At 61.4% G+C, this 20,862-nt stretch carries 25 protein-coding genes and 2 tRNA genes; 9 read left to right on the forward strand and 18 right to left on the reverse strand.

Annotation, left to right across the window (positions count from 1 at the left end; genetic code table 11):
* Positions 1 to 4: 4 nt before the first annotated feature.
* The 7 genes from C7446_RS11325 (at position 5) to C7446_RS11355 (ending at position 5,281) form a co-directional block, all read left to right on the forward strand.
* A tRNA-Gln gene (locus C7446_RS11325) sits at positions 5 to 79 on the forward strand.
* Positions 80 to 157: 78 nt separating this feature from the next.
* The gene (locus tag C7446_RS11330) at positions 158 to 1,099 is read left to right on the forward strand and encodes a ribose-phosphate pyrophosphokinase (RefSeq protein ID WP_211327939.1); all 942 of its coding nucleotides are present in this window, start codon (positions 158 to 160) and stop codon (positions 1,097 to 1,099) included.
* A 129-nt stretch (positions 1,100 to 1,228) separates the two neighbouring features.
* The gene (locus C7446_RS11335) at positions 1,229 to 1,927 is read left to right on the forward strand and encodes a 50S ribosomal protein L25/general stress protein Ctc (protein WP_121173215.1); all 699 of its coding nucleotides are present in this window, start codon (positions 1,229 to 1,231) and stop codon (positions 1,925 to 1,927) included.
* Between the two features lie 124 nt (positions 1,928 to 2,051).
* Positions 2,052 to 2,636 carry an aminoacyl-tRNA hydrolase gene (gene pth / locus C7446_RS11340; protein ID WP_121173216.1) on the forward strand — a complete coding sequence of 195 codons (585 nt, stop codon included), beginning with the start codon at positions 2,052 to 2,054 and terminating at the stop codon, positions 2,634 to 2,636.
* 51 nt (positions 2,637 to 2,687) lie between these two features.
* Positions 2,688 to 3,779, forward strand: a complete 1,092-nt coding sequence (gene ychF / locus C7446_RS11345) for a redox-regulated ATPase YchF (protein WP_121173217.1) — start codon at positions 2,688 to 2,690, stop codon at positions 3,777 to 3,779.
* A gap of 93 nt (positions 3,780 to 3,872) precedes the next feature.
* Positions 3,873 to 3,949: transfer RNA gene (locus tag C7446_RS11350), tRNA-Met, on the forward strand.
* A 162-nt stretch (positions 3,950 to 4,111) separates the two neighbouring features.
* Positions 4,112 to 5,281, forward strand: coding sequence for a tyrosine-type recombinase/integrase (locus C7446_RS11355; RefSeq protein ID WP_121173218.1), 1,170 nt, complete (start codon positions 4,112 to 4,114; stop codon positions 5,279 to 5,281).
* A 412-nt stretch (positions 5,282 to 5,693) separates the two neighbouring features.
* On the opposite strand, the gene C7446_RS11365 is transcribed toward C7446_RS11355, so the two are convergent.
* From C7446_RS11365 to C7446_RS11400, 8 genes are all read right to left on the reverse strand, one after another.
* A complete protein-coding gene (locus C7446_RS11365; RefSeq protein ID WP_245977828.1) occupies positions 5,694 to 6,764 on the reverse strand; it encodes a helix-hairpin-helix domain-containing protein in 1,071 nt (356 codons plus the stop codon).
* Positions 6,765 to 6,930: 166 nt separating this feature from the next.
* Positions 6,931 to 8,037: a phage late control D family protein gene (locus C7446_RS11370; RefSeq protein ID WP_211327940.1), complete on the reverse strand. Its 1,107-nt coding sequence runs from the start codon at positions 8,035 to 8,037 to the stop codon at positions 6,931 to 6,933.
* The gene (locus tag C7446_RS11375; RefSeq protein ID WP_121173220.1) at positions 8,028 to 8,240 is read right to left on the reverse strand and encodes a tail protein X; all 213 of its coding nucleotides are present in this window, start codon (positions 8,238 to 8,240) and stop codon (positions 8,028 to 8,030) included. The genes C7446_RS11370 and C7446_RS11375 overlap by 10 nt, the downstream gene beginning before the upstream one ends.
* Positions 8,215 to 8,622 (reverse strand): phage tail protein, encoded by a 408-nt coding sequence (locus C7446_RS11380; protein ID WP_121173221.1) that lies wholly within the window; start codon positions 8,620 to 8,622, stop codon positions 8,215 to 8,217. The genes C7446_RS11375 and C7446_RS11380 overlap by 26 nt, the downstream gene beginning before the upstream one ends.
* Positions 8,615 to 11,002, reverse strand: coding sequence for a phage tail tape measure protein (locus C7446_RS11385; protein WP_121173222.1), 2,388 nt, complete (start codon positions 11,000 to 11,002; stop codon positions 8,615 to 8,617). Before C7446_RS11385 ends, C7446_RS11380 begins: the two co-directional genes overlap by 8 nt.
* Positions 11,003 to 11,142: 140 nt before the next feature.
* On the reverse strand, positions 11,143 to 11,436 hold the full coding sequence (locus tag C7446_RS11390) for a phage tail assembly protein (RefSeq protein WP_121173223.1): 294 nt from the start codon (positions 11,434 to 11,436) through the stop codon (positions 11,143 to 11,145).
* 75 nt (positions 11,437 to 11,511) lie between these two features.
* The gene (locus C7446_RS11395; RefSeq protein ID WP_121173224.1) at positions 11,512 to 12,018 is read right to left on the reverse strand and encodes a phage major tail tube protein; all 507 of its coding nucleotides are present in this window, start codon (positions 12,016 to 12,018) and stop codon (positions 11,512 to 11,514) included.
* The gene (locus C7446_RS11400; RefSeq protein WP_211327941.1) at positions 12,018 to 13,538 is read right to left on the reverse strand and encodes a phage tail sheath subtilisin-like domain-containing protein; all 1,521 of its coding nucleotides are present in this window, start codon (positions 13,536 to 13,538) and stop codon (positions 12,018 to 12,020) included. Before C7446_RS11400 ends, C7446_RS11395 begins: the two co-directional genes overlap by 1 nt.
* 212 nt (positions 13,539 to 13,750) lie before the next feature.
* Here C7446_RS11400 and C7446_RS16325 point away from each other — a divergent pair, with 212 nt between their 5' ends.
* The gene (locus C7446_RS16325) at positions 13,751 to 14,041 is read left to right on the forward strand and encodes a hypothetical protein (protein ID WP_147408755.1); all 291 of its coding nucleotides are present in this window, start codon (positions 13,751 to 13,753) and stop codon (positions 14,039 to 14,041) included.
* 210 nt (positions 14,042 to 14,251) lie between these two features.
* Entirely contained in the window at positions 14,252 to 14,785 is a 534-nt protein-coding gene (locus tag C7446_RS16330; RefSeq protein ID WP_147408756.1) for a hypothetical protein, read from the forward strand.
* A 45-nt stretch (positions 14,786 to 14,830) separates the two neighbouring features.
* Here the strand turns inward: C7446_RS16330 and C7446_RS11405 are convergent, their stop codons facing one another.
* From C7446_RS11405 to C7446_RS11450, 10 genes are read right to left on the reverse strand one after another with little or no spacing between them, the layout of a single operon-like run.
* A complete protein-coding gene (locus tag C7446_RS11405) occupies positions 14,831 to 15,442 on the reverse strand; it encodes a tail fiber assembly protein (RefSeq protein WP_147408757.1) in 612 nt (203 codons plus the stop codon).
* 13 nt (positions 15,443 to 15,455) lie between these two features.
* Positions 15,456 to 16,619: a phage tail protein gene (locus tag C7446_RS11410; RefSeq protein WP_121173226.1), complete on the reverse strand. Its 1,164-nt coding sequence runs from the start codon at positions 16,617 to 16,619 to the stop codon at positions 15,456 to 15,458.
* A 9-nt stretch (positions 16,620 to 16,628) separates the two neighbouring features.
* Positions 16,629 to 17,252 (reverse strand): phage tail protein I, encoded by a 624-nt coding sequence (locus C7446_RS11415; RefSeq protein WP_121173227.1) that lies wholly within the window; start codon positions 17,250 to 17,252, stop codon positions 16,629 to 16,631.
* Positions 17,245 to 18,156, reverse strand: coding sequence for a baseplate assembly protein (locus C7446_RS11420; RefSeq protein ID WP_121173228.1), 912 nt, complete (start codon positions 18,154 to 18,156; stop codon positions 17,245 to 17,247). Before C7446_RS11420 ends, C7446_RS11415 begins: the two co-directional genes overlap by 8 nt.
* On the reverse strand, positions 18,156 to 18,494 hold the full coding sequence (locus tag C7446_RS11425; protein ID WP_121173229.1) for a GPW/gp25 family protein: 339 nt from the start codon (positions 18,492 to 18,494) through the stop codon (positions 18,156 to 18,158). Before C7446_RS11425 ends, C7446_RS11420 begins: the two co-directional genes overlap by 1 nt.
* A 47-nt stretch (positions 18,495 to 18,541) precedes the next feature.
* On the reverse strand, positions 18,542 to 19,123 hold the full coding sequence (locus tag C7446_RS11430; RefSeq protein WP_121173230.1) for a phage baseplate assembly protein V: 582 nt from the start codon (positions 19,121 to 19,123) through the stop codon (positions 18,542 to 18,544).
* Positions 19,120 to 19,671 (reverse strand): hypothetical protein, encoded by a 552-nt coding sequence (locus C7446_RS11435; RefSeq protein WP_121173231.1) that lies wholly within the window; start codon positions 19,669 to 19,671, stop codon positions 19,120 to 19,122. Before C7446_RS11435 ends, C7446_RS11430 begins: the two co-directional genes overlap by 4 nt.
* Positions 19,668 to 20,231 carry a phage tail protein gene (locus C7446_RS11440; RefSeq protein ID WP_121173232.1) on the reverse strand — a complete coding sequence of 188 codons (564 nt, stop codon included), beginning with the start codon at positions 20,229 to 20,231 and terminating at the stop codon, positions 19,668 to 19,670. The genes C7446_RS11435 and C7446_RS11440 overlap by 4 nt, the downstream gene beginning before the upstream one ends.
* The gene (locus C7446_RS11445) at positions 20,218 to 20,541 is read right to left on the reverse strand and encodes a head-tail joining protein (protein WP_121173233.1); all 324 of its coding nucleotides are present in this window, start codon (positions 20,539 to 20,541) and stop codon (positions 20,218 to 20,220) included. Before C7446_RS11445 ends, C7446_RS11440 begins: the two co-directional genes overlap by 14 nt.
* Positions 20,541 to 20,858: a Rho termination factor N-terminal domain-containing protein gene (locus C7446_RS11450; RefSeq protein ID WP_121173234.1), complete on the reverse strand. Its 318-nt coding sequence runs from the start codon at positions 20,856 to 20,858 to the stop codon at positions 20,541 to 20,543. Before C7446_RS11450 ends, C7446_RS11445 begins: the two co-directional genes overlap by 1 nt.
* Positions 20,859 to 20,862 lie beyond the last annotated feature (4 nt).

The following is a 20,862-nucleotide window of genomic DNA, read 5'->3' on the forward strand; positions in this document are numbered from 1 at the left end:
TCACTGGGGTATAGCCAAGTGGTAAGGCACCGGTTTCTGGTACCGGTATTCCCAGGTTCGAATCCTGGTACCCCAGCCATTTTCTTCGTGTCGACGAGTACCCGACCGGGTCGTCAACCGCCTCGATATCCCACAAGCGTCCGTAAGGTGGAAGCGCGTGTCTAAACTGATGGTCTTTGCGGGGAACGCCAACCCCGAGCTGGCCCGTAAGGTCGCCGAATGTCTCGACAACCGGCTCGGGCACGCCACGGTCGGCCAGTTCAGCGATGGAGAGATCGCCGTCGAGATCAATGAGAACGTCCGCGGCAAGGACGTCTTCATCCTGCAGTCAACCTGCGCCCCCACCAATGACAACCTGATGGAGCTGATCCTGATGGTTGATGCGTTGCGTCGGGCCTCGGCGACACGTATCACGGCCGTGGTGCCCTACTTCGGCTATGCCCGGCAGGACCGCCGCGTGCGCTCTGCCCGCGTGCCGATCTCCGCCAAGGTGGTGGCCGATATCATGGTCAAGGCCGGCGTTGACCGGGTCATGACCATGGATCTGCATGCCGATCAGATCCAGGGCTTCTTCGATGTGCCGGTCGATAACGTCTACGGCTCGCCGATCCTGCTCGACGACATCGAACGGCAGAACTACGACGATGTCGTGATTGTCTCCCCGGATGTGGGCGGCGTGGTCCGTGCCCGCGCCATCGCCAAGCAGCTCAATGCCGATCTCGCCATCATCGACAAGCGTCGCCCGCAGGCCAATCAGGCCCAGGTGATGCACATCATCGGTGACATCCGCGATCGCACCTGCGTGCTGGTTGATGACCTGGTGGATACCGCCGGGACACTCTGCAAGGCTGCCGAAGCACTCAAGGCGCACGGTGCCCGCCGGGTGCTGGCCTACTCCACCCACGCCATCCTGTCGGGCCCGGCAGTGGACAACATTGCCGACTCCAACCTCGATGAGCTGGTGGTCACCGACACCATCCCGCTGGCCGAGCATGCAAGGCGCAGCGGCAAGATTCGTCAGCTCTCGGTGGCCGGCCTGATTGCCGAGGCCATCCGCCGCGTCAGCAACGAGGAATCCGTCAGCGCCATGTTCCACTAGGCTCGTTCCGACAGCCGGGCAGCGCGCGCTGACCCGAGAGGCGTCCCGGGCGCTTCTCACCATGGAAACGATACCGACCTGGTCGCGGGCGGTATCGTTTTCCTTCATTGACCAACGAGGGTCCATCCCATGAAACACCAGTACAACCTGACCGCCAATGTTCGCAGGGCGCTGGGGAAAGGTGCGAGCCGCCGCCTGCGTCGTGAGAACACTCACGTCCCCGCCATCGTTTACGGCGGCACTGCCGAGCCGCAGCCGATCGCCGTCGAGAAATCGGCCTTCTACAAGGCCATGGAAGACGAGGCCTTCTTCTCCTCGATTCTCGATATCGATGTCGAGGGGACAAAAGAGCAGGTCATCGTGCGCGATCTGCAGCGCCACCCCTACAAGCCGGTGGTCGTGCATGCCGACTTCATGCGCGTGGATGCGACCCACGAGCTGACCATGACGATTCCGCTGCACTTCGCTAATACCGAAGAGTGCGAGGGCGTCAAGGTCGAGGGCGGTGTGCTGCACGTGCTGCACAATGATGTCGAGATCACCTGCCTGCCGAACGATCTGCCCGAGTATCTCGAGGTTGACGTGCTCAAGCTGTCGATCGGCGACACCCTGCACCTCTCCGACATCCCGCTGCCGAAGGGCGTGACCCTGACCACCCTGAGTCATGGCGACGATTTCGACGCCGGCATCGTCAGTGTCACTCATCCGGATCGCGGCACCGATGAAGCCCATGGTGAAGGCGAGCCGCCGACCGACGTCGATCACACCGACGCCGAGCAGGGCAGCGCCGGTGAGCCGATCAACGACAGCGAAGACAAGGGCGACTGAGCCTCTTCCGTCGTACGGGATCCGGCCGGTCGGCCCCGGCAGTTGCTGTCGGGGCCGACCGGCCGTTTCATTTCGGGCCTGCTGAAACGGTCCGCCTCTCCACGCTTTCGTCGAATGGATCGACATGAACGAACTGCACGCGATCATCGGTCTGGGCAATCCCGGCGCACGCTACGAGGCAACCCGCCACAATGCCGGCTTCTGGCTGCTCGAGGCGCTGGCACGCGACTGTGGCGTCACCCTGCGCGAACAGCGCAAGTTCCTCGGCAGTTACGCCAGGGTCACGCTGGCTGGCCGGGATGTTCACCTGCTTGCCCCGACCACCCTGATGAACCACAGCGGTCAGTCGGTAGGTGCGCTGTGCAAGTTCTTCAAGCTCTCCCCCGAACAGCTGCTGGTCGTTCACGATGAGCTTGACCTGCCCCCCGGCGCGGCCCGCTTCAAGCAGGGCGGCGGCCATGGTGGGCACAATGGGCTGCGCGATACCATTGCGGCCCTGGGCAACAATCGCAACTTTCATCGACTGCGTCTCGGCATCGGCCATCCGGGCAGTGCCGCTCAGGTCGTCAACTACGTGCTGAGCGCCCCCGGCAAGGCCGAACGCCAGGCCATCGACGAGGCCATCGGGGCGGCCCTGGAGCAGCTGCCACTTGCGGTTGGCGGCGACTGGGCTCGCGCCATGAATCGCCTTCACAGCGCTCGCGACTGAAGCGCCAGCCGTCGCCTCAATCGTTCACCCTTCTCAACGCAGGAACGTGCCATGGGTTTCAACTGCGGAATCGTCGGTCTGCCCAACGTCGGCAAGTCCACCCTCTTCAATGCCCTGACCAAATCGGGCATCGATGCCGAGAACTTTCCCTTCTGCACCATCGAGCCCAATACCGGTATTGTCCCCATGCCGGATCCGCGCCTGAACGCACTGGCGGCCATCGTAAAGCCCGAAAAGACCATTCCGACCACCATGGAGTTCGTTGATATCGCCGGACTCGTGGCGGGGGCCTCGAAGGGTGAAGGGCTGGGCAACCAGTTCCTGGCCAATATCCGCGAGACCGATGCCATCGCTCACGTGGTGCGCTGCTTCGATGATGACAATGTCATTCACGTCGACAACCGGGTCGATCCCAGAGGGGATATCGAGACCATCAACATCGAGCTCGCGCTGGCCGATCTCGATACCGTCGAACGCGCCATCCAGCGTCTCACCCGGGTCGCCAAGGGCGGTGACAAGGAGGCCATTGCCACTCGCAGCGTGCTGGAGCGCATGCAGCCTCATCTTGCAGAGGGTCAGCCGCTGCGAAGCCTGAGCCTGGACGACAACGAGCGCCAGCTGGTGAAGGGATATGGTTTCCTGACCCTCAAGCCGACGATGTACATCGCCAACGTCAACGAGGACGGCTTCGACAACAATCCGCACCTCGATACGGTACACGCCATCGCCGAAGAGGAAGGTGCCGTGGTCGTGCCGGTCTGCAACAAGCTTGAAGCCGAGATTGCCGAACTGGAAGACGAGGAGCGCGCGCTCTTTCTGGAGGAGATGGGCATGAGCGAGCCCGGCCTCGATCGCGTCATTCGCGCCGGCTTCGGCCTGCTCGGGCTGCAGACCTATTTCACTGCCGGACCGAAGGAAGTGCGTGCCTGGACGGTACCCATCGGCGCTACTGCCCCACAGGCGGCAGGCGCGATTCACACCGACTTCCAGAAGGGCTTCATCCGCGCCGAGGTCGTCTCCTATGACGATTTCGTCCATTACCAGGGCGAAAGCGGTGCCAAGGATGCCGGCCGCTGGCGGCTGGAAGGCAAGGAGTATGTCGTACGCGACGGCGATGTGGTGCACTTTCGCTTCAACGTCTGAGCGCCCTGCCCTTTTCCGTCATGATCAACGACTTCATGCGGGAAAGGGCTTGACGATACGGGGAGGCATCTTTAATATTCGCCTCCGTTGAACGGCTACGTAGCTCAGCTGGTTAGAGCACATCACTCATAATGATGGGGTCCCCTGTTCGAATCAGGGCGTAGCCACCAGATTGAAGAGTCCGAAAGGCTCTGATCAAGCCCGGAAGCCCGTAAACACTCGGCTCCGGGCTTTTTCTTTGCCTCTCTCTACCCCTCGTTACACCCGCCCATGATTGCCAACCGTGTATATCGGCTTGTATATGTGCTGTCAGCGTATACAAGGGGACGGGTATGAAGCGCTCAGAGATCAAGCGGCGACCGCTGGCAGACACCACCATATCGAAGCTGGAGCCCGAAGCACGTCAATACCGTGAACATGACGGCAACGGCCTGTACCTGTGCGTGACGCCCAAAGGCAGCAAGCTCTGGCACTACCGGTTCAAGCGACGGGATGGCAAGTGGAGCTGGAAAGGTCTCGGGTCATACCCTGCCGTCAGTGCCAAGACAGCACGAGCACGTGTACACGATATACAGCACGGGCGGGAGGATATACACGGTCCGGACAAGCCCGTATACACGTTCCGCCAGGCGGCCGAAGATTGGTACCAGCATAAGGTCACCGCCGGCATCGCTCCCAGCAGTACGCGCCAGATGCGGATCTACCTCGACAAGGATATTTTGCCCTTGCTGGGCGACATGCATATCGAGGACGTAGCTCGCGGTGATTGCGCCCGAGTGCAGACCCGCGTCGAGTCCCGGAATGCCCGGCGCACCGCCGAGAAGGTGCGGGGCTGGATGACCCAGATATTCAGTCGCGCGATCGCCCAGGGCCATTGCGAGCTGAACCCGGCCTCAGAGCTCCGTCAGATTGCCCTACCCACCCAGCCCCAGCGCTTCCCTCACCTGCTCGAGCCTGAGCTCCCTGAGTTTCTTCGTGCGCTTCGCAATACCAACAGCCACATGATCGCCACCATCGCCACGTGGATGCTGCTCAGAACGGCATCACGGCCGGGGATGGTGCGAAATGCCGAGTGGTCAGAGATCGACTTCGACGAATCGCTCTGGGTCGTGCCGGCGCACAAGATGAAGATGCGCAGAGAGCATCATGTGCCTTTGGCCACCCAAGTGATGGCGGATCTGCGGCGCCTCCATGAACGTACAGGCCGAAGCCAGTATTTGTTCCCTGGGCAACGCGACAGCGCGGTAATGAGCGATGCCACCATCAACAAGGTGATTCACCGGATCGGATTCAAGGGTAAGCTGGTCGGTCACGGTTCACGTCACACCGCATCCACTCTGCTCCATGAGCACGGCTGGCCATCTGATCACATTGAGGCCCAGCTATCGCACGGTCAGAAAGGTGTGGCGGGCATCTATAACCGAGCAACGTACCTGAAGCAGCGTCGGGAGATGATGCAATGGTATGCTGATTACTTGGACCAATTAGAACGGCAAAAATAAGGATCGTAATGAATACCGAGAACAGAAGGCTTCAACCGGGAGACGTAATTCATCTCTCCACGGACAGGTTTCGGGGTTTTGACGAGCCCAAGGTAGGTGGGACTTATTCGACAGCGCCCGATTCAACGCATGCGCATCTCATTCCTAATGATGGCGAACCAGACCGGTGGTTTGATTTCCGTATCGACAAGATCGATGGCGAGGACATGCTTTGCACCGTTTTGCGCATAAGATACTAGTAGCCAGCCATTGATTTTGAAGGCTCGGCGGATTTTGAATCCGTTTTAGGGCATTTCCACGGCCGCGCTTGCACGCCGGTTGCCCAGCGAATCAATGGCTTACGGAATTGCATTGTTCGCATGATAATGGATGGTCGCAGCCTGTCTGCGACCAAACTGCGACCAATTCGAGATCAGATGCTACAGACCTGCCCGGTATCCTGAATCTCCCGCATCCTAGCGGGGCCAATACCATCAATGCGGGTCAGGTCGCTGACGCTCTGCCACGGCCGGCCATCGATGATGTCCTGCGCACGGGCCGGGCCGATGTTCGGCAGCGCATCCAGTCGCTCAGCGGAGCCGCTATTCAGGTCGATGCAGTTGCTCGCCGATCCACTGGAATTATCACCAGCTTCAGCTGAAGTGAACCCGGGCTCCGCATCGCCGAGCGTGAGATAGACCGGCGCGTGATCGGAGACCGTGCTGCGTCCTTCCGCGTTCGTGATCCCGAGTAAGCTTGGGTACTGCACGATGCCGCTACCGGTCACGTCGAGCGCGCCAGAGTCGTACCAGAGATTGTCGTAGAGGTGCGCGTACTGCCCGTCTGTCTCGCTGAGCGTCGAGGCTCCAGATGTAATGGCAGGCTGTGCGCCCTGCTCTCGTAGCGGCAGCCAGGCAGCGTTATCGGGCGACAAATTGTAGTCTCCGGCGATAATTCGCGGCGTGCCCGGGTAGACCTCGCTCATCCACTGCCAGATGCTCGACAGCTCTCGGATCTCTGGTGTGCGATCAGCGCGGCTATCGCCGTAGACGATGTGCACCGCGGCCATGGCGACGGTCTGGCCATCATCGCGATCACGGAACTCGGCCAGATATGGCTCCCGTGCGAACTGGTCACCCGGATCCATGTAGACCACCGCGCCTTTCGTGTATTCGACAGCGCTGTCACGCCACAGGTACGCGTAGCTTTCCCGGTACGAGCTGCGCCCCACCTCATGCGAGACCATGGAGTTCCACTGCTCGCCGGTTTGCTGCTCCAACTGGCGCTCAAGCCGAGTGACGGCATCGGAATCCATCACCTCCTCGAGCGCCCACAAATCAGCGCCCTGGGCGATCTGTGCCACCTGACTCAGATCCTTGCCGTTATCCCAGCCCAAATGCTTCAGGTTCCACGATCCGATCGTCATATCAGCCGCGACCGGGCCCGCCAGTGCCATTGTTGCCGCCAACACCATTCCGATGGCGGTGCATCTTGCTCGGGTCATACCTGCCACTCTTGGAGATTGAGTCATGCACGATACCTGCATGACCCACCAAACAAAAAACCCCGGCCAGGATACGGCCGGGGAATTACTTCGAATGGGTGTCTATAGACACGGCAATCTTATCGGCCGCACCCGGTCTGCCTTGAGCAAAAACTGCATAGCCGTATCAATCTGACTTCGGCGCCTCGGCCTGAACACTGCACTTATAGCCAGCTTCATCGAGGGTGTGCTCCACCTTCGTCAGCAGCCATTCTCCATCCGCTCCCGTGCGAAATCCGGACAGCGAGATCCTGCCCTCCGCCATCAGCATGGTCATACCTGGCAGGGTCAGCTTCAGTGACTGGCCACTGCGCTCTCCTCTGCTGAGCACCGAACGGGCAGCCGCTGTCGCACTCTCGGCGTCCGGGAAGATCTGCGACAGCCGCTGAATGGGGTCACCGGTACCGGCAGTTATCTCCCGCGTGATTGCTTCGACCACATCCCGCCACCGCGCTATTACCTTACCCGGGCTCTTGCGCTCAGAAAGCGTCATGCGGCCCGAGGTCACCATCTCGGGGGTAATGGCTACCGTGGGTAGCTCAGGCGCATTCTCTGTCATGCCGGATGCATCGCTGTTCGAACCGGCGCCGCCGGCAGCCGCCACTGCCCTGGACGCTGCCCGGGCAACAAACAGCAGCTTACCGCCACCAGGCTTGGCAATGGTGTCATACTGCATGGCGATACGCGTCAGCACCTGCATGTCGGATTCATCGATCTGATCGACCTGCGGCAGCTCAATAGCGGACACCCCATCACCAACCGCCGGATCGAGGCCATGCTCCTGCGCGATAGTAGCCACCATGTCACGGATAGTGGTGCCACTCTCCCAGGAACGCGTTTTTTGGCCCTGCAACTGAGGGCGCTTCGAACCAGCGCCGGTACCCGCCGCCGGACTGTCGTCGCTGTCATCACTCTTACTGATTGCCTGAGGTGCCGCCTTGGCTTTCACCCGGATCTGGTTCGGTGGCCAGCGCAGCTCGACCTCGTCGACCACATACAGTCCCATACGATCGACCTTGTCATCGTAGCCGAGCCACACCTCGAGCTCGGCGCCCGTCGCCGGAAAGGCGATCGGATTCTGCGGGTCATGATCCGCCAAAGTCAGGGTCAGCTCGTCGGACTCGATGCCCGATTGATCGGTGATGCGCAGCGAGACGAAACGGTCGGCAATCGCCGCGGTCACGTCCTCACTGTTGGCCTCGATGCGAAACGATGGCGCAATTTTCAGCCCCATAGCCGTACCTGCTGCTGACCGGTAGCGTTAGACACCTGGGGCAGCTCGATCAGCAGCCCGGCAGGCAGCAATGGGCCATGGGAGGCCAGCCCGGGATTGGCCTGCAGCACGGTCTCGACGATCCGATTGCTCTGCCGACCGTAGACTTTCCAGACAATCCGATCGAGCGAGTCATTGCTACTGGTTCGATACTGTCGGGCCATCGTCGTAATGCCTGATCTGGAGAGTGAAGCGCTGGCGCCGAGGCGTACCGGCACGGGCATGGGTATCGCCGAGTTCTTCCACGGACTCGATCACCCAGCGACCATGTACGTAGCCATTACCATCCACCAGCAATAGCGGGAGGGTACGGTCGGCTTCCGAGCGCATGTTGTCGAGCTGACTGGTGCCACCTTTCCACTCGGGAAAGATCACGCCATCCAGGGTGATGGTATCCGCGCCCTTCCCCGTGAACTGAAGCGCCTCGCGCGCGCCGACCCGGGACTGGGATGCCCATGTCCATTGCGTCTTGCGACTGAGCTGCTGATAAGCAGCAGTCTCGATCGAGAAGGCATAGCGCCCCAGCTTGAGCATCACATCAGCCATGGTCGTACAGTGCCCCCTGTTGTCGGTCGTTGAGCTCCTCGAGCACCATGTCGGTGATGCGCCGGGCATAGGCCTCGTCTCGCTCACCCTCCCGGCGGGAGACGCTCAGCGAGACATTATTGGTGATGTTGTTGGTCACCTTGCGTACCGCCTCGGCAGCTGCCTGAGTTGAGGATCCGGATCCCCTGGGCTGGATGTCCGGCGCCTCGAATGTTGGCCGATCGGCGGTGCTTTCAAGTGAGTTTCGGGATTTCCCTTCCCCGGATTTGCTCTCGTCATCGCCCAGGCCGATCCAGCCGGCCGCTGTCGAGAACGCATCACCAACCCAGCTCAGCTTGCCGGCAATCCAGTCAATGGCTTTCTGCGCCTGCCCGGTAATGCTGCTCCAGAGACCCGCGAACCAGTCAGAAACGCCGCCCCATGCGCGAGCGACCAATCCGATAGGCGACCACGCCAGTACGGTTTTGAGACCGTCCCATGCGGTGCTGGCCGCGCTTTTGAAACCGCTCCATAGATCGCCGAACCAGTCCGTGATACCACCCCAGTGATTGGCAATCATCGCCAGCGGGTGCCAGGAAAAGGTGCTTTTGAACCAGTCCCACACGGCACTGACCTTGGCCGTGATGCCATCCCATAGATCGGAGAGCCACGGGCCGAGACTGTCCCAGTTGGCATAGATGAGGCCGGCCGCCAGCGCGATACCACCGATGATGGCGCCGATGGGGTTGGCCATCAGTGCCGCGCCGATGGCTCGAATACCACCCGCAACCAGCGGCGTGGCGCTGGCCAGACTCACCATTGCTCGACCCAAGCTGAATACCGCCCCGACGAAGGAGAAAATCGAGCCGATGGCCTTGGCTGCAAACAGCGTGCCCACGATGGTCGCCAGATTGTCGAAGCCACCGACCAGATCCGCGGTTTTGTTGATGACGGCCCCTACCGCCTGCCCCGCACGCCAGAAGCCACGGCCGATGTCGATGACGGTCGGCAGCGCGTCCTTCAGGTGCTGGCCGAAATCGTTCGCCCAGCCTTTGATCTGGTCACGATTATCCTTGATGAAACTGGTGAGCTTGTTGAGCCCCTGCGTCATGAGCGGCATCAGCGATCTGCCGAAGGTATTGCGCACCCCCAGCATGGCGCCCTTGAAGCCTCGCCATGCCGTCATGTATTCCCGTGCTGCCGGGCCGTCCTTGCGGGTCAACGATACGCCGAGCCTGTCCGCCTCGCGTCGCAGATTCCCCAGCTGCTCGGCGGAGAGTGATGCCATCTCCGCCAGCTGCTCACCGCCCTGGCCACCGAATACCTCATCCACGATGCGCTGCCGTGAGGCAACGTTATCAATCTCCCGGATCCGGCCGAGCACCTTGCCCATCAAGGCATCGGTGTCATCCGATACCCTGCCCAGTTCATCAGCGCTCAGGCCCAGCCGCTGGAAAGCCTCCGACGCCGGGCCCTTGCCCGTTTTAACGAATTCGTCGGTACGCATCGACAGCTCCTTGAAGCCGTCGATCATGGCATCCTGCTGCACACCGAACTGCTGCCCGGCGTAGACCCACTGGGAAAGCGATGAAGTGGCCATCCCCAGCCGCCTGGCCCACTGGTCGGTTTCTTCCGTACCCTCTGCAAAGGAATGCACCACCGTGCCGACGGCCGCCGTGGCAGCACCGCCGAGCACGGCCATGTTCCGCCCGAGCGCGCCGACCTCCTGATTCATCCGGGAGAACGACGATCCCACCCGGCCGGAGCGATCCTGCACGCGTTGCCAGCCCTGCTGGCGTCGCTGCAACCGTTCCATCTTCCGGGCCAGCTGCTCGCTTTCATCGGCCAGATTGCGGGTATCGACACCCGCCTCCTGCAGCTGATCCCGGGTGCGCCTGAGCTCATCGCGCTCCTGCTCGAACTGCCCCTGCAGGGCATCGACGCTACGCTCGGCGGCTTTCTGCTCCCGCGCCAACTTCCGTGTCTGTTTTTCGCTGTCCTGCAGCTCCTTGCCGAGGCGCTTGGCCTCCTCCCGGGCCTGCTCGAAGTCATGGCGCAGCACCTCGCTGGGCTCATCGGCCCGGCGCATTTCATCCGCCAGCTGCTCGACGCGATCCTTTGCCGCGTCATAGGCATCACTGGCCTGCCGGGTAGAACGGCGGGATTCGCTCAGCTCATCGGATAGCCGGGAAACGTTACGCCGCGCCTCCTTCAGCTGATCGCGGGTCTCACGCAGCCCCTTGATGTCGAAGCGATCAATGCGCCGCCGCTGCTGCTCGACATCCCGGATCGAATCACCGATACCGGCAATGCGCTGCTGGGTGGTCCCGATGGACGAATTGAATGCCCGGGAGACCGATCCGCCGATATTGATGACCGCATTGAGGCGCTGATTCGCCATACCGCTTCCCTATTGCTTCCGCCGTGGCAGGCCGTCGATCCACCACAGAAACCGGCTGGTACGCAGGGCGAGGATTTCCGCCATCGACCAGCCAGTGTACGACGCCAGCGCCAGTACCAGGCGCCGCGCTTCCGGGCCCTTTATTCCAAAAAACCCGCGTACGCCTCCTGCACGCGGCGGAACGATTTCATCGGCAGCCGGCGGATGTCGTCCGGACTCACTTCACAGAGATTGGCGAACATGGCCACTTCCCGGGTGGCATCGCTGCCCTTCATTTCGCTGGCCACGATCTGATCCTCGACGGTCGGCTCACGCATCTGGAGCGCACTCTGCTCAACACCGGCGATGCTCGCCGGACGCACCAGCGTGATTACCACGTGGCTACCATCATCGGCGTACTCGAGATAGTCTGGGGTTTCCTGCTGGTTACTCATGCGGGTCACTCATGAAGATGGGGAAGGAAAAAGGGGCCGACCGAAGCCGGCCCAGGGGCTGCCACGCGGTTGCAATCAGATGCCGAGTGCGTCGCGGATTTCAGCGAGACGGTCGGTGCCGTTGACGGTGCGGACCATGTTGACCACGTCGATCTCGTGGATCGTTTCGCCGCTGTGCTCCTCGCGGTAGTAGTCGAGCCGCATGGTGACCGTCATGGTCGGCTTGCTGCCCGGCGTCCAGGTGCCCCGATCAACACCGGTGATCTTGCCGCGCATCACGTGCTTGGTAGCCCGCACGGTGCCGTCATAGGATTCCAGCGCCCCACGACCAACAAACGGCACCTGATTGCCCTCGGCAACGCCGAACTGGCGCAGCACGTCTGCGTCATAGGCGCTGAGCACAAAAGAGGTCTCCAGCGCTTCCATCCCCATATCGAGGGTGATCGGCGCATCCATCCCGCCGCCGCGGTAGTCCTCGGTGGCCAGCGTCAGCTGGGGCGGCGTGTACTCGTCGACGTTGCCGGCATAGCCGCGGCCGTCGACCGAAATGGTCATGTTCTTGATGATGTCGCGCGCAGCCATCAGTCGAAGACCTCCTCGATATAATCGTTCACCAGCATGGAGCGGAAGGTGATGTGCTCCGCCGGGTACGGGGGCGTGAACTCGAAGTTGAAATACACCTTGCCCTGCTGGATGTTGGCCGGTGTGTTCAGATCCGGATCGGCCCAGCAGCGGCCGCCGAGCAAGGCACCCTGTGCCTTGAGGCTGGCGATATAGGCGTTGACACCCTCCTCGACATCCTCGACGTAGGTCTTCGTGATGTTGCGATCGACCGCCCATAAATGAGCGCGCAGGATGCTGTCGTTGATCATGTCCGCCGTGCGGCGCACCGACAGAAACATCCACTGGGTGTCATCGGTCAGGGTGCGATTGCCCCACAGCCGGTACCCATCCTGATGGATAGTGGTGGCAATGCCGCCCTCGTTGAGCAGGTTGGCGCGGGCGTTGGCATCGCCCAGGGTGAAGTCGATCGCCCGGCTGGTTCCGACAATGCCGTTCACCGGCTTATTGGAAGGTGACCACCAGAAGCCCTGATCGTTATCCGTACGGGCGATGATGCCGGCAATGCGCGCCGATGACGGCTCATCCGCATAGCTGCCATCATCCGCCAGCACCTGATACCAGGGATCGTGCATGTAGACCCGGGCGCTACCCCAGTCGTTGGCATACTGCTGGGCGGCCGAGTCGGTGGTATTGGGACCATCCACGACGATGATGGCGCGCATGCGATCGGCGATCCCGACCAGCTCGGCAACCACGGCATTGCGCCGGCCTGACTCGCGCTGATGGGTAAAGCCGGGAGCAGCCAGGATGCGGGGCTGGTAGCCAACCACTGACTTGGCACCCGGCAGCGCATGCACGCCCTCGAGCTTGCCGGTCTGCGCATTGGCACCGCCGACCACGTTGGCGATGGTCTGCTGCTCGTCGTCGCCCTCCTCGACGCGCACGACGATCACCACGGCACCGATCTGATCAAAGATGCCTTCCAGCGCACGATACAGGGTGCCAGCGGTACCGAGCCGGGCAGCTTTGGTACGGCTGCCGGCCACCAGCGTCGGCGTATGGAGCGGGAAGGGTTCGGCTTCGCCGCCGGAGAGCGAGCGATAGCCCCGAGCACGGGTCAGGCCGGCACCGTCAGAGCCATCGGGCAAGGCGGCCGAGATCAGTTCGGAAGCCTCGGCCGAATTGTTGACAGCGGTAACGACATCGGTGGCCGTGCTCGACACGATGCCATCTGCATCGGTGCCCAGGGTGACAGTGATGTCATTGCCGGATACCGAGACCGCCAGCGTGGCGCTGGACTGGCCGGGATCGACGTAGCGAATACGGATGTTGTTGCCGCTGGTGCCGGTCTGGACGGCAGTGTAATCGACTGCCGAATCGGCAGCGACGGTACCGGCAGTGAGCGTTGCGGCGGTGGCGCCCTCGGCATCCGGCGCCGTGCCGACGATGCCGATGACGCTGGAGCGGACGGTCTGGATCGGCCGGGGGCCGGTATCAATCTCCAGCACCTCCACACCATGCAGGAAAGTGTCAGCCATGCGGATATTGCCTCTGCTGATCAGCGGAATCGGTGATGACCAATGGTGCTTACAGCATCGCGCGTGAGGGCAACAGGCTCCGCTGGCAGTAGTTCTATCCGCTACTTGTCATCGCAGTGACATTAAGTTACAAACCTGTGTGCAGCCTTGATAAAGCTTACCTTAAGTGTCTGTACAATAACCTTATCAGACCAAGACCAAGCGAGGGCAAAATGCCAGTTTATATCGTCAGCTACGATCTGAATAAATATAAAGACTATCAAAGGCTTTATGCAGCTATAAAAACTTATACATATTACGATAGTGAGCTGGAGTCATTCTGGTTTATTGACTCATACAAGAGCGCAGTTGAAATAAGGAATCATTTACAGCAATACGTTGATAGTGATGATGAGCTATTTGTTGGAGAACTCGTGAGTAACTGGGGTGCTACGAACACCATGCAAAGAAGCGGCTCTTGGCTCAATGCGGGCGGTAGGACAATCAGAGATTCTAAAGCCTAATGGCTTAGTTACAAGGAGCCCGCCGAGTGGCGGGCTTCGCATTGAGCGGTATATCGAAAATCTAAGGATGCGCCTCGGCAAGCGTTCGGAAAAGATCTGTGAAGTGCGGTGTAGTCCTCGATTAACGTGGTTAAATCGGCGGTGCTTAATCCATTTACACGCGCTGGGCGCTGTAGAGTAGAGGAATATAACAGACCTACAGGAGGTATCATGTCACCAGATGTTTGGGTGTCTGTAGTGGCAACTTTGGTAGCAATAGTAAGTGCTATTTTCTCGATACGTAGCAGTCGCCTTTCCATGCGACCCGTATTATCTGTATGGAGAGACAAGAAAGCTGAAAGCTATCAGTACTACTTGAGCAATAAAGGTAATGGCCCCGCCATTATTGATGAAGTTAAGGTTTTCATTGATAACAAAGAGGTTGTAGCGCCCCCTGAAATCCTCTTCAACGAATCGCTCAAAAAGCTGTTTCGCGACAACAAAAAAATATTACCGAAAATCAACGGATCTTCCTTTTTCGGCAAAGGGCACCCTTTCGGAAAAGATGAAAGCAAATTGATTATTGATTTCACACAAATAATTGACAATGATACCTCGGAAATCATCGATGGCACAATAAGCCTCGAAAAAATGTTAAAACAAATAAAACTAACGGTTTTTTATCGAGACATGTTTGATGAGAAATGGCATACAGTGTTTGATAAACATGGAAGGAAGGTCAGCCGCTCTTGGGGAGATGTATAATGCAAAAGCCCGCCGTTTGGCGGGCTTGGGTTAAGCGTTCTAGGGTCACATATCCTCGGGCACGGCCGCTTCGATCTGCTCCAGCTGGTCGATGTACTGCTGTGCGAGGGCGTCGAAATCGGCGTCATCGGCCGCCGCCCTGATCGCCTCTTTCCCCGTCAGCCGCACGCGCCGGATCTGTGATAGCGCATGCGACCACGCCTCGGCAGTGCTGATGATGTCATCAGCGGCCCAGCCGGCATCGTTGCCGGTGGCATCGGCCCATGCCTGGACATCGTCAGGCACGTCATCGGCCGGCCGGCCGGCGGCGTCCCAGTTCTGAGCAGCGGTCAGAGCCTGCTGGTATTCGGCGTCGACCAGGATGCCGTCACTCGCGTAGGCCGCGCGGACCGCGCCGGCCCGGGTGTCGATGCGGGCGATGGCGCTGGCGCGGCGGGTTTCGGCGGGCTGGGGCTCAGGTGTAGGAACATCGACCCATGCTGGCATGCCATTACTGTCGGCAGAGAGCACTTTGCCGGCCGGGGTGCTGCTCAGTGCGTATTCGCGATACTGGTCATCAGAGATACTGACCAGATCATCCGGCAGACTACCGGCCTTGCGATACGCTTCGAGCAACGCGTCGGGGAGGAAAGATAATTCGCTCGGACTGAATTTCATGAGTCCCTCTCTATTAGTGACCCAGCGCGTAAATAGTGCCGCTGATCGAGTAGCTGGTGCCGGCTGGACGGCTGGCGAGACCATTGGCGCGAACACTGGCGCCCGTCTGCGAGCCCCGGCAGGTCATGTTTTCGATAATTCCTTCGCCAATATCCCCAAAGCTGCCAGTTGCCAGCACACATGCATTGGGATACTTCATCGACCATGTGACATAGGCGCTTTCGTCGTAGATGATCAGCGAGGCATCCCCAATGTTCTGTGTTCTGACCTGCCCCGTGACCGTCACTTCAGACCACTGTAGATAGAGACCGCCCGGCAGTGGCTGACACCCTTTGGGTCCAAGCGTCTGGCCAGGGCCTGAAAAGATGGCCGCAAGCGACGCGGGCGTCAGCACGACATCATCGCTCGACAATGCCTGTGCCTGCTCAGTGGTTGCTGTAGGGAGTAGCGCAGCTCGCTGAATTAACGCCAGCACGGCCTGCACAGTCTCGGCATCAGTGAAATTCGCCAGCGCCTCAGCCAACGCGATCTGCCCGGCATCATGCGCCGTTTCGGCCTGCTCGTGCGCGGCCAACATCTGGCCGCCTGTGTCCGGTGTCAGCGCACGCTTTTTATCCGCCCGGGCCTTCGCCTCGGTGCCGGTGGCCAGCTCGACGAAGCCGATTGCAGTAGTCGTGGCCTCGGGATGATTGCGGCTCTCGGCGTGGGCTCGGATCGAGTCATCGACATAGCTGCGCGTGGCCAGTACCACGGTCGGGTCCACTTTCAGGGTCACCGCTGCCGTGTCGCTGACCTGCATCACAAAGCGGATGGTCTGGGTTCGTCCGCTTCCCTCGGAGAGTTGCGGCTTGTAGGTCTCGGGGTAGTTGCCATAGGCGATCATGTCGCCGTCGGCGTCGTAGAGCCCGACCTCGCGAATGGTCCAGCCGCCGACATCGGGCGGGAGTACCTGCTCGACTACGATCCAGTTCGGATTATCCTCATCGACGACCGAGGTATTGATCTGGGCGCGGCGCACCTCGTTGATCAGCGCGGTGCGATCGCTGTCCGGGGTGGGCAGGGTGCCACCACCGTCGCCGAGAGCCAGCTCGCTGATGGTGATGGTGCCGCCCAGGGCGATGGCGTTGGCCAGCTTGGCCTCGCCGACGGCCGTGGGCAGTGTGTAGTACTGGGCCATGGGCGGCTCCTATGCGGTCTGCGGGTAAACGGTCAGGGTGTCGAGCACATCGATCCCGGCACCGATGTAGAGCGGCCCGGTCGTCTCGGCATCCGGGGCGGCGTAGGGATAAATCGTGGTCACGTCACCGTCGTAGGTGGCGCAGCCGAAATAAAGCGGCCCGCGCGTCTCGCCGAGCAGATCGAGGCCGGCGATGTGGCGCGTCAGCGGCTTGGCATCTTCGACCAGCCGCGTCAGCTCGGTATACATCGCGTCGGTGATGCCGGTATCGAGTACGCCGATGCGCAGGGCGAACGTGCCGGGCTCGCCTTCGGGCGATTGCTGCCACCACTCTTCAACTTCAAGCAGATAGCCGAGCGGCTCAACCACGCGCCTGAGCGCGGAGATCGTCCCCTTGTGCTGATGGACGTAGAACGCTGAGCGGATCACGCCGCGCTTGGCGCTCTCGGACCATGTCGGATCCCAGCGATCCACGCTGAACGCCCAGGCGAGATAAGGCAGCAGCGAGGCCGGGCAGGTGTCGGGATTCCAGAGCGTGCGCAGCGGTACCGGGACGCGTTCGAGTTCGGCCAGCGCCTCGGCGGCGGCGCGCTCAAGCGCGGTGGCATTCGGGGGCAGAATCGGGCTACTCATCGGTGCCACCGTTGGTAATCGTGATGCCAGTGCAGTGCGAAGCCTGGGTTTCGTCGATCACCAGATCCTCAGCCGGGCTGGTCAGCTCGACCCGCTGCACGCCCTCGACGTGCAGTGCGGCATAGATCGCGGACAGGCGAATATCGCGCCCCAGCCGGCGCTGCTCGCTGACGTAGGTCTCGGCCTTGGTCCGTGCGGCGGCGATGATCGGCTCCTGCTCCGGCCCGGGGTAGAGATAGAGCGTGGCGGCGATGGCGTAATCGACGATGCGGGCCGACTGCACGGTGAGCCGGTCGCCGAGCGGGCGGATGTCCTCGGCGGAAAGCGCATCTTCGACAATATCGAGCAGCTCGGCATCCGCCTCGCCGGTACCGGATTGCGATAGCACGGTAACGATAGCGACGCAGGGCGATGGGCTGATCGCGGTGGCATCGGCCACCCGGCCATCGGCTGACAGGGCATGAAACACGTAGGCCGCCCGCGGGCCGGCGACGCTCAGGCCGTCGAACGCCCGTTGGGCACGCAGGCGCAGGTCGGTATCGCTCTCCATCGTCGCCGGTACCGGCGGTACGGCATCCGGAGCGCCGGGATCGACGGTCAGGCGGGTGACGTTGTAGTTCGCCGCAAGTTGGGTAAGATCATCGCCGCCGGCGTAGGCCAGCATCACCGCCCGGGCGGCCTCGTTGACGCGCTGCCGGAGGATAGTCTCGCGGTAGGCGTTTTCTTCGAGCAGCTTGGTGATCGGCTCGGATTCGAGTTCGAGAGTCTCCCGGATGCCTGCCCGCTCGGATTCGGCATACAGCGAGATCAGATATTCCTTGCGCTCCGCCAGCAGCGTCTCGTAATCGATGGTTTCAACGATGTCGGGAGCCGGTAGCGCGGACAGATTGATCGGGGATGCCATCAGCGCACCTCAATGCCATCGAGTTGCAGGGCCTGGCCGTTCGGCAGGTAGCGACCGTGCAGATCCAGAACGACATGGCCGGGGGCGGCACTGGCAACCTGCACTCGCGTCAATCGAAAGCGCGGCTCCCAGCGCGCCACTGACTCGGCGGTGGCCGCGTAGAGCTCGAGCAGGGTCGCGTTGTTCATGGGCGCATCGATCAGCTCGAACAGCCTTGAGCCGTAGTCGCGCCGCATCACCCTGGTGCCGATTGGCGTTGTCAGGATGTCGCGCAGCGACTGCCGCAGATGGTCGATGCCGGAAAGGGAGCGCCCGGTCTGTGCGTTCGTACCGTTCATGCCGTCAGCTTGCGTGAGCGGGCGCGTGCGAGCCGCTGGCAGGGGTTCTATCGTTTGGGCGGGCTGGTCTTGCCGCCGCTGTCGCCGTCGTGGATATGATCGACCTGACTGACACCATCGGCGACCATGTCTCCGGAAGCGGTCACCGAGGCATTGACCTGCACCGGGGCGTTGATTGTGACATCGCTGGCATCCAGCGTGATGGATCCCCCGAAGTCGATGTGGAGTGTACGGCCTCCCCGGATGGTTACATCGCCCACACAGTCGACCGTCAGATGTCCCGCCTCGCGGTCATAATCAATTCGGGTGCCATCGGCGTATTCGGTCACGTGGTGTGTGACGCGCTCGCCGGGGGCTGGATGGGCCGCTCGATATAACGCAGGGAGCACGATGGCCTGGGCGGTGTCGCCCGAGGGTGACAGCATCAGCACCTGCTCGCCCGGCTCCGGTGCCCACCATGTCCGATCCGGCCCGGCTCGCTGGGTCAGCCACGGCAGCCATGTGGTGGTAATGCTGCCGACCTCGACCCGGCAGCGGGCCGTCTGCGTATCCACCGCCGCGATGGTACCGACCATCAGCAGGTTATGGAGTCGACGCTCCAGATCCGTCAGCCGATAACCGTCATTCATCCGGCGCCCTCCTCTGCCGGATCAAGACGCTGATAGCGATCCTCGCGCTCGGGGCCGATCGCCGGTGCGACGCCAACATGGATATTGGTCGGCGGAACGCCCTCGTCCTGCCAGACGCTCTCGCCGACATAGAGGGTCTGCGACCACTCCAGCCGCCAGACATGATACTGATCCAGTTCGGGCGAGAACTCGTCACGCTCACAGGCGGTGACCCGAGCCGGTTCGATCGCCATGCCCCAGCGCTGCTGATGGACAAAGTGCGCCAGGGTGGCCACGTTGCGTCGAATTTCCCGCTGCTGCTCCAGCCCGCGAAAGCCGACGATGTAGCGCGCTTCGAACTGCGCCTCCAACGCCAGCTGGCCGGTCCCCGGATCCTCGTCCGGAATCGGCGCCAACTCGGTCAGCTCCACCAGCACCGCCGGCGCGACGATGCGCTGACGATCGTCGGGATAGTCATCGACGGTTTGCAGAGCCGGGAACCGGTGCCGAATGCACGTCAGGATGGCTTCGTGCAGTGCATCCAGGTTAATGCCTTCTTCAATGTTCATTTCGACCTCAGATAGCGCACCCGGGCTTCCAGATCCCGACGGAAATGCCGCCAGAAAATATCCTCGAGCTGATGGAAGATCTCGTCCTCGACATAGACATCGGCGCGGTCCTTGATCGGCAGGCGTTCTTCGGTGATGGGCAGTCGGGACTGACGGATGCGACGCATGATGGTGCGCCGCCCAGCCCGTTCGCTACGGGCCGCAAAGGCATTCGGAAACCGGTGCGAGCCCGCCGGGCCGGCGTAGCTGGCACCGCCCTCGCCGGTATGCACCTTGCCCTTGAACTCGGAAACGGGCAGATCATTGAGGCCATACCAGAGCTGTACCTCACTGCCCTTGCCCTGCTTGGCACGAAGCGACTTGATGCGCCGACGCAACACCGTGGCACGACGCAGCCCGAGTTCGCTCTGCAGCCCCTTGCTGGACATCTTGCGCAGCGTCGCGGCGGTGCGGGAAAGCGCCCGGTTATAGGAAAGCCTGACCTCCCGGGGCGCTGCCCCCAGCTCGCTGACAACGCGCTGGAGAGCAGAATCGTCGATCTCGAAATCAAGCAGGCTCATTGCGCACCGCCAGCTCCAGCATCGCCATCCCGGTACCGTCACCCTGGGGCTCGGTCAGGATGTCGTAACGCGTACCCTCGATGCGGCAGGTATCGCCACGCTGCACGCCCGGCACATCGACACGCTGGCACCAAACCCGTGGCCGAATGGAATCCATGGCGTACTCGCCCAGCTGGGCATCGTAATAGGCGTCCTCGAAGAGGCCGGACAGGGATAGCTCGACACCATCAGCCCGCTGAACAAATACTCGGCATGCGAACTCGTCCTCATCGAGGAAGACATCGAGATCCTCCCAGTCCGGCGCGGGCATTATTCGCCGCCCTCTTCATCAGCCGCTTCGATAGCCTCGATCAGCTCGGCCTTTTTCAGGCTCGAATAACCTTCGATCCCTTGCTCCTCGGCCAGGGACTTGAGCTGCTCGACGGTCATGTCCTGTAAATCTGCATCATCGACATCAGCCGGATCGCTCTCGTTTCCACCGGCCTGCAGTGTCGCCTTGCCACGCCTGACCAGTGATCGGGCCTCCGACACCGGTACATCGTGAACCCGCTCGCCGGGGGTGATCATGTCGCCATCCAGCATGAAGGCACTGGCACACCGGATGGTGACGGTCTGCTGCTTGGTCATGGGA

The organism is Kushneria sinocarnis, assembly GCF_003633775.1.
Classification (GTDB): Bacteria; Pseudomonadota; Gammaproteobacteria; order Pseudomonadales; family Halomonadaceae; genus Kushneria; species Kushneria sinocarnis.

Excerpts from the sequence above, each read along its gene's own strand:
- C7446_RS11335 (WP_121173215.1), top strand. The coding sequence starts at position 1,229 with ATGAAACACCAGTACAACCTGACCGCCAATGTTCGCAGGGCGCTGGGG.
- pth (WP_121173216.1), top strand. The coding sequence starts at position 2,052 with ATGAACGAACTGCACGCGATCATCGGTCTGGGCAATCCCGGCGCACGC.
- ychF (WP_121173217.1), top strand. The coding sequence starts at position 2,688 with ATGGGTTTCAACTGCGGAATCGTCGGTCTGCCCAACGTCGGCAAGTCC.
- C7446_RS11355 (WP_121173218.1), top strand. The coding sequence starts at position 4,112 with ATGAAGCGCTCAGAGATCAAGCGGCGACCGCTGGCAGACACCACCATA.
- C7446_RS11365 (WP_245977828.1), bottom strand. The coding sequence starts at position 6,764 with ATGACCCGAGCAAGATGCACCGCCATCGGAATGGTGTTGGCGGCAACA.
- C7446_RS11370 (WP_211327940.1), bottom strand. The coding sequence starts at position 8,037 with ATGGGGCTGAAAATTGCGCCATCGTTTCGCATCGAGGCCAACAGTGAG.
- C7446_RS11375 (WP_121173220.1), bottom strand. The coding sequence starts at position 8,240 with ATGGCCCGACAGTATCGAACCAGTAGCAATGACTCGCTCGATCGGATT.
- C7446_RS11380 (WP_121173221.1), bottom strand. The coding sequence starts at position 8,622 with ATGGCTGATGTGATGCTCAAGCTGGGGCGCTATGCCTTCTCGATCGAG.
- C7446_RS11385 (WP_121173222.1), bottom strand. The coding sequence starts at position 11,002 with ATGGCGAATCAGCGCCTCAATGCGGTCATCAATATCGGCGGATCGGTC.
- C7446_RS11390 (WP_121173223.1), bottom strand. The coding sequence starts at position 11,436 with ATGAGTAACCAGCAGGAAACCCCAGACTATCTCGAGTACGCCGATGAT.
- C7446_RS11395 (WP_121173224.1), bottom strand. The coding sequence starts at position 12,018 with ATGGCTGCGCGCGACATCATCAAGAACATGACCATTTCGGTCGACGGC.
- C7446_RS11400 (WP_211327941.1), bottom strand. The coding sequence starts at position 13,538 with ATGGCTGACACTTTCCTGCATGGTGTGGAGGTGCTGGAGATTGATACC.
- C7446_RS16325 (WP_147408755.1), top strand. The coding sequence starts at position 13,751 with ATGCCAGTTTATATCGTCAGCTACGATCTGAATAAATATAAAGACTAT.
- C7446_RS16330 (WP_147408756.1), top strand. The coding sequence starts at position 14,252 with ATGTCACCAGATGTTTGGGTGTCTGTAGTGGCAACTTTGGTAGCAATA.
- C7446_RS11405 (WP_147408757.1), bottom strand. The coding sequence starts at position 15,442 with ATGAAATTCAGTCCGAGCGAATTATCTTTCCTCCCCGACGCGTTGCTC.
- C7446_RS11410 (WP_121173226.1), bottom strand. The coding sequence starts at position 16,619 with ATGGCCCAGTACTACACACTGCCCACGGCCGTCGGCGAGGCCAAGCTG.
- C7446_RS11415 (WP_121173227.1), bottom strand. The coding sequence starts at position 17,252 with ATGAGTAGCCCGATTCTGCCCCCGAATGCCACCGCGCTTGAGCGCGCC.
- C7446_RS11420 (WP_121173228.1), bottom strand. The coding sequence starts at position 18,156 with ATGGCATCCCCGATCAATCTGTCCGCGCTACCGGCTCCCGACATCGTT.
- C7446_RS11425 (WP_121173229.1), bottom strand. The coding sequence starts at position 18,494 with ATGAACGGTACGAACGCACAGACCGGGCGCTCCCTTTCCGGCATCGAC.
- C7446_RS11430 (WP_121173230.1), bottom strand. The coding sequence starts at position 19,123 with ATGAATGACGGTTATCGGCTGACGGATCTGGAGCGTCGACTCCATAAC.
- C7446_RS11435 (WP_121173231.1), bottom strand. The coding sequence starts at position 19,671 with ATGAACATTGAAGAAGGCATTAACCTGGATGCACTGCACGAAGCCATC.
- C7446_RS11440 (WP_121173232.1), bottom strand. The coding sequence starts at position 20,231 with ATGAGCCTGCTTGATTTCGAGATCGACGATTCTGCTCTCCAGCGCGTT.
- C7446_RS11445 (WP_121173233.1), bottom strand. The coding sequence starts at position 20,541 with ATGCCCGCGCCGGACTGGGAGGATCTCGATGTCTTCCTCGATGAGGAC.
- C7446_RS11450 (WP_121173234.1), bottom strand. The coding sequence starts at position 20,858 with ATGACCAAGCAGCAGACCGTCACCATCCGGTGTGCCAGTGCCTTCATG.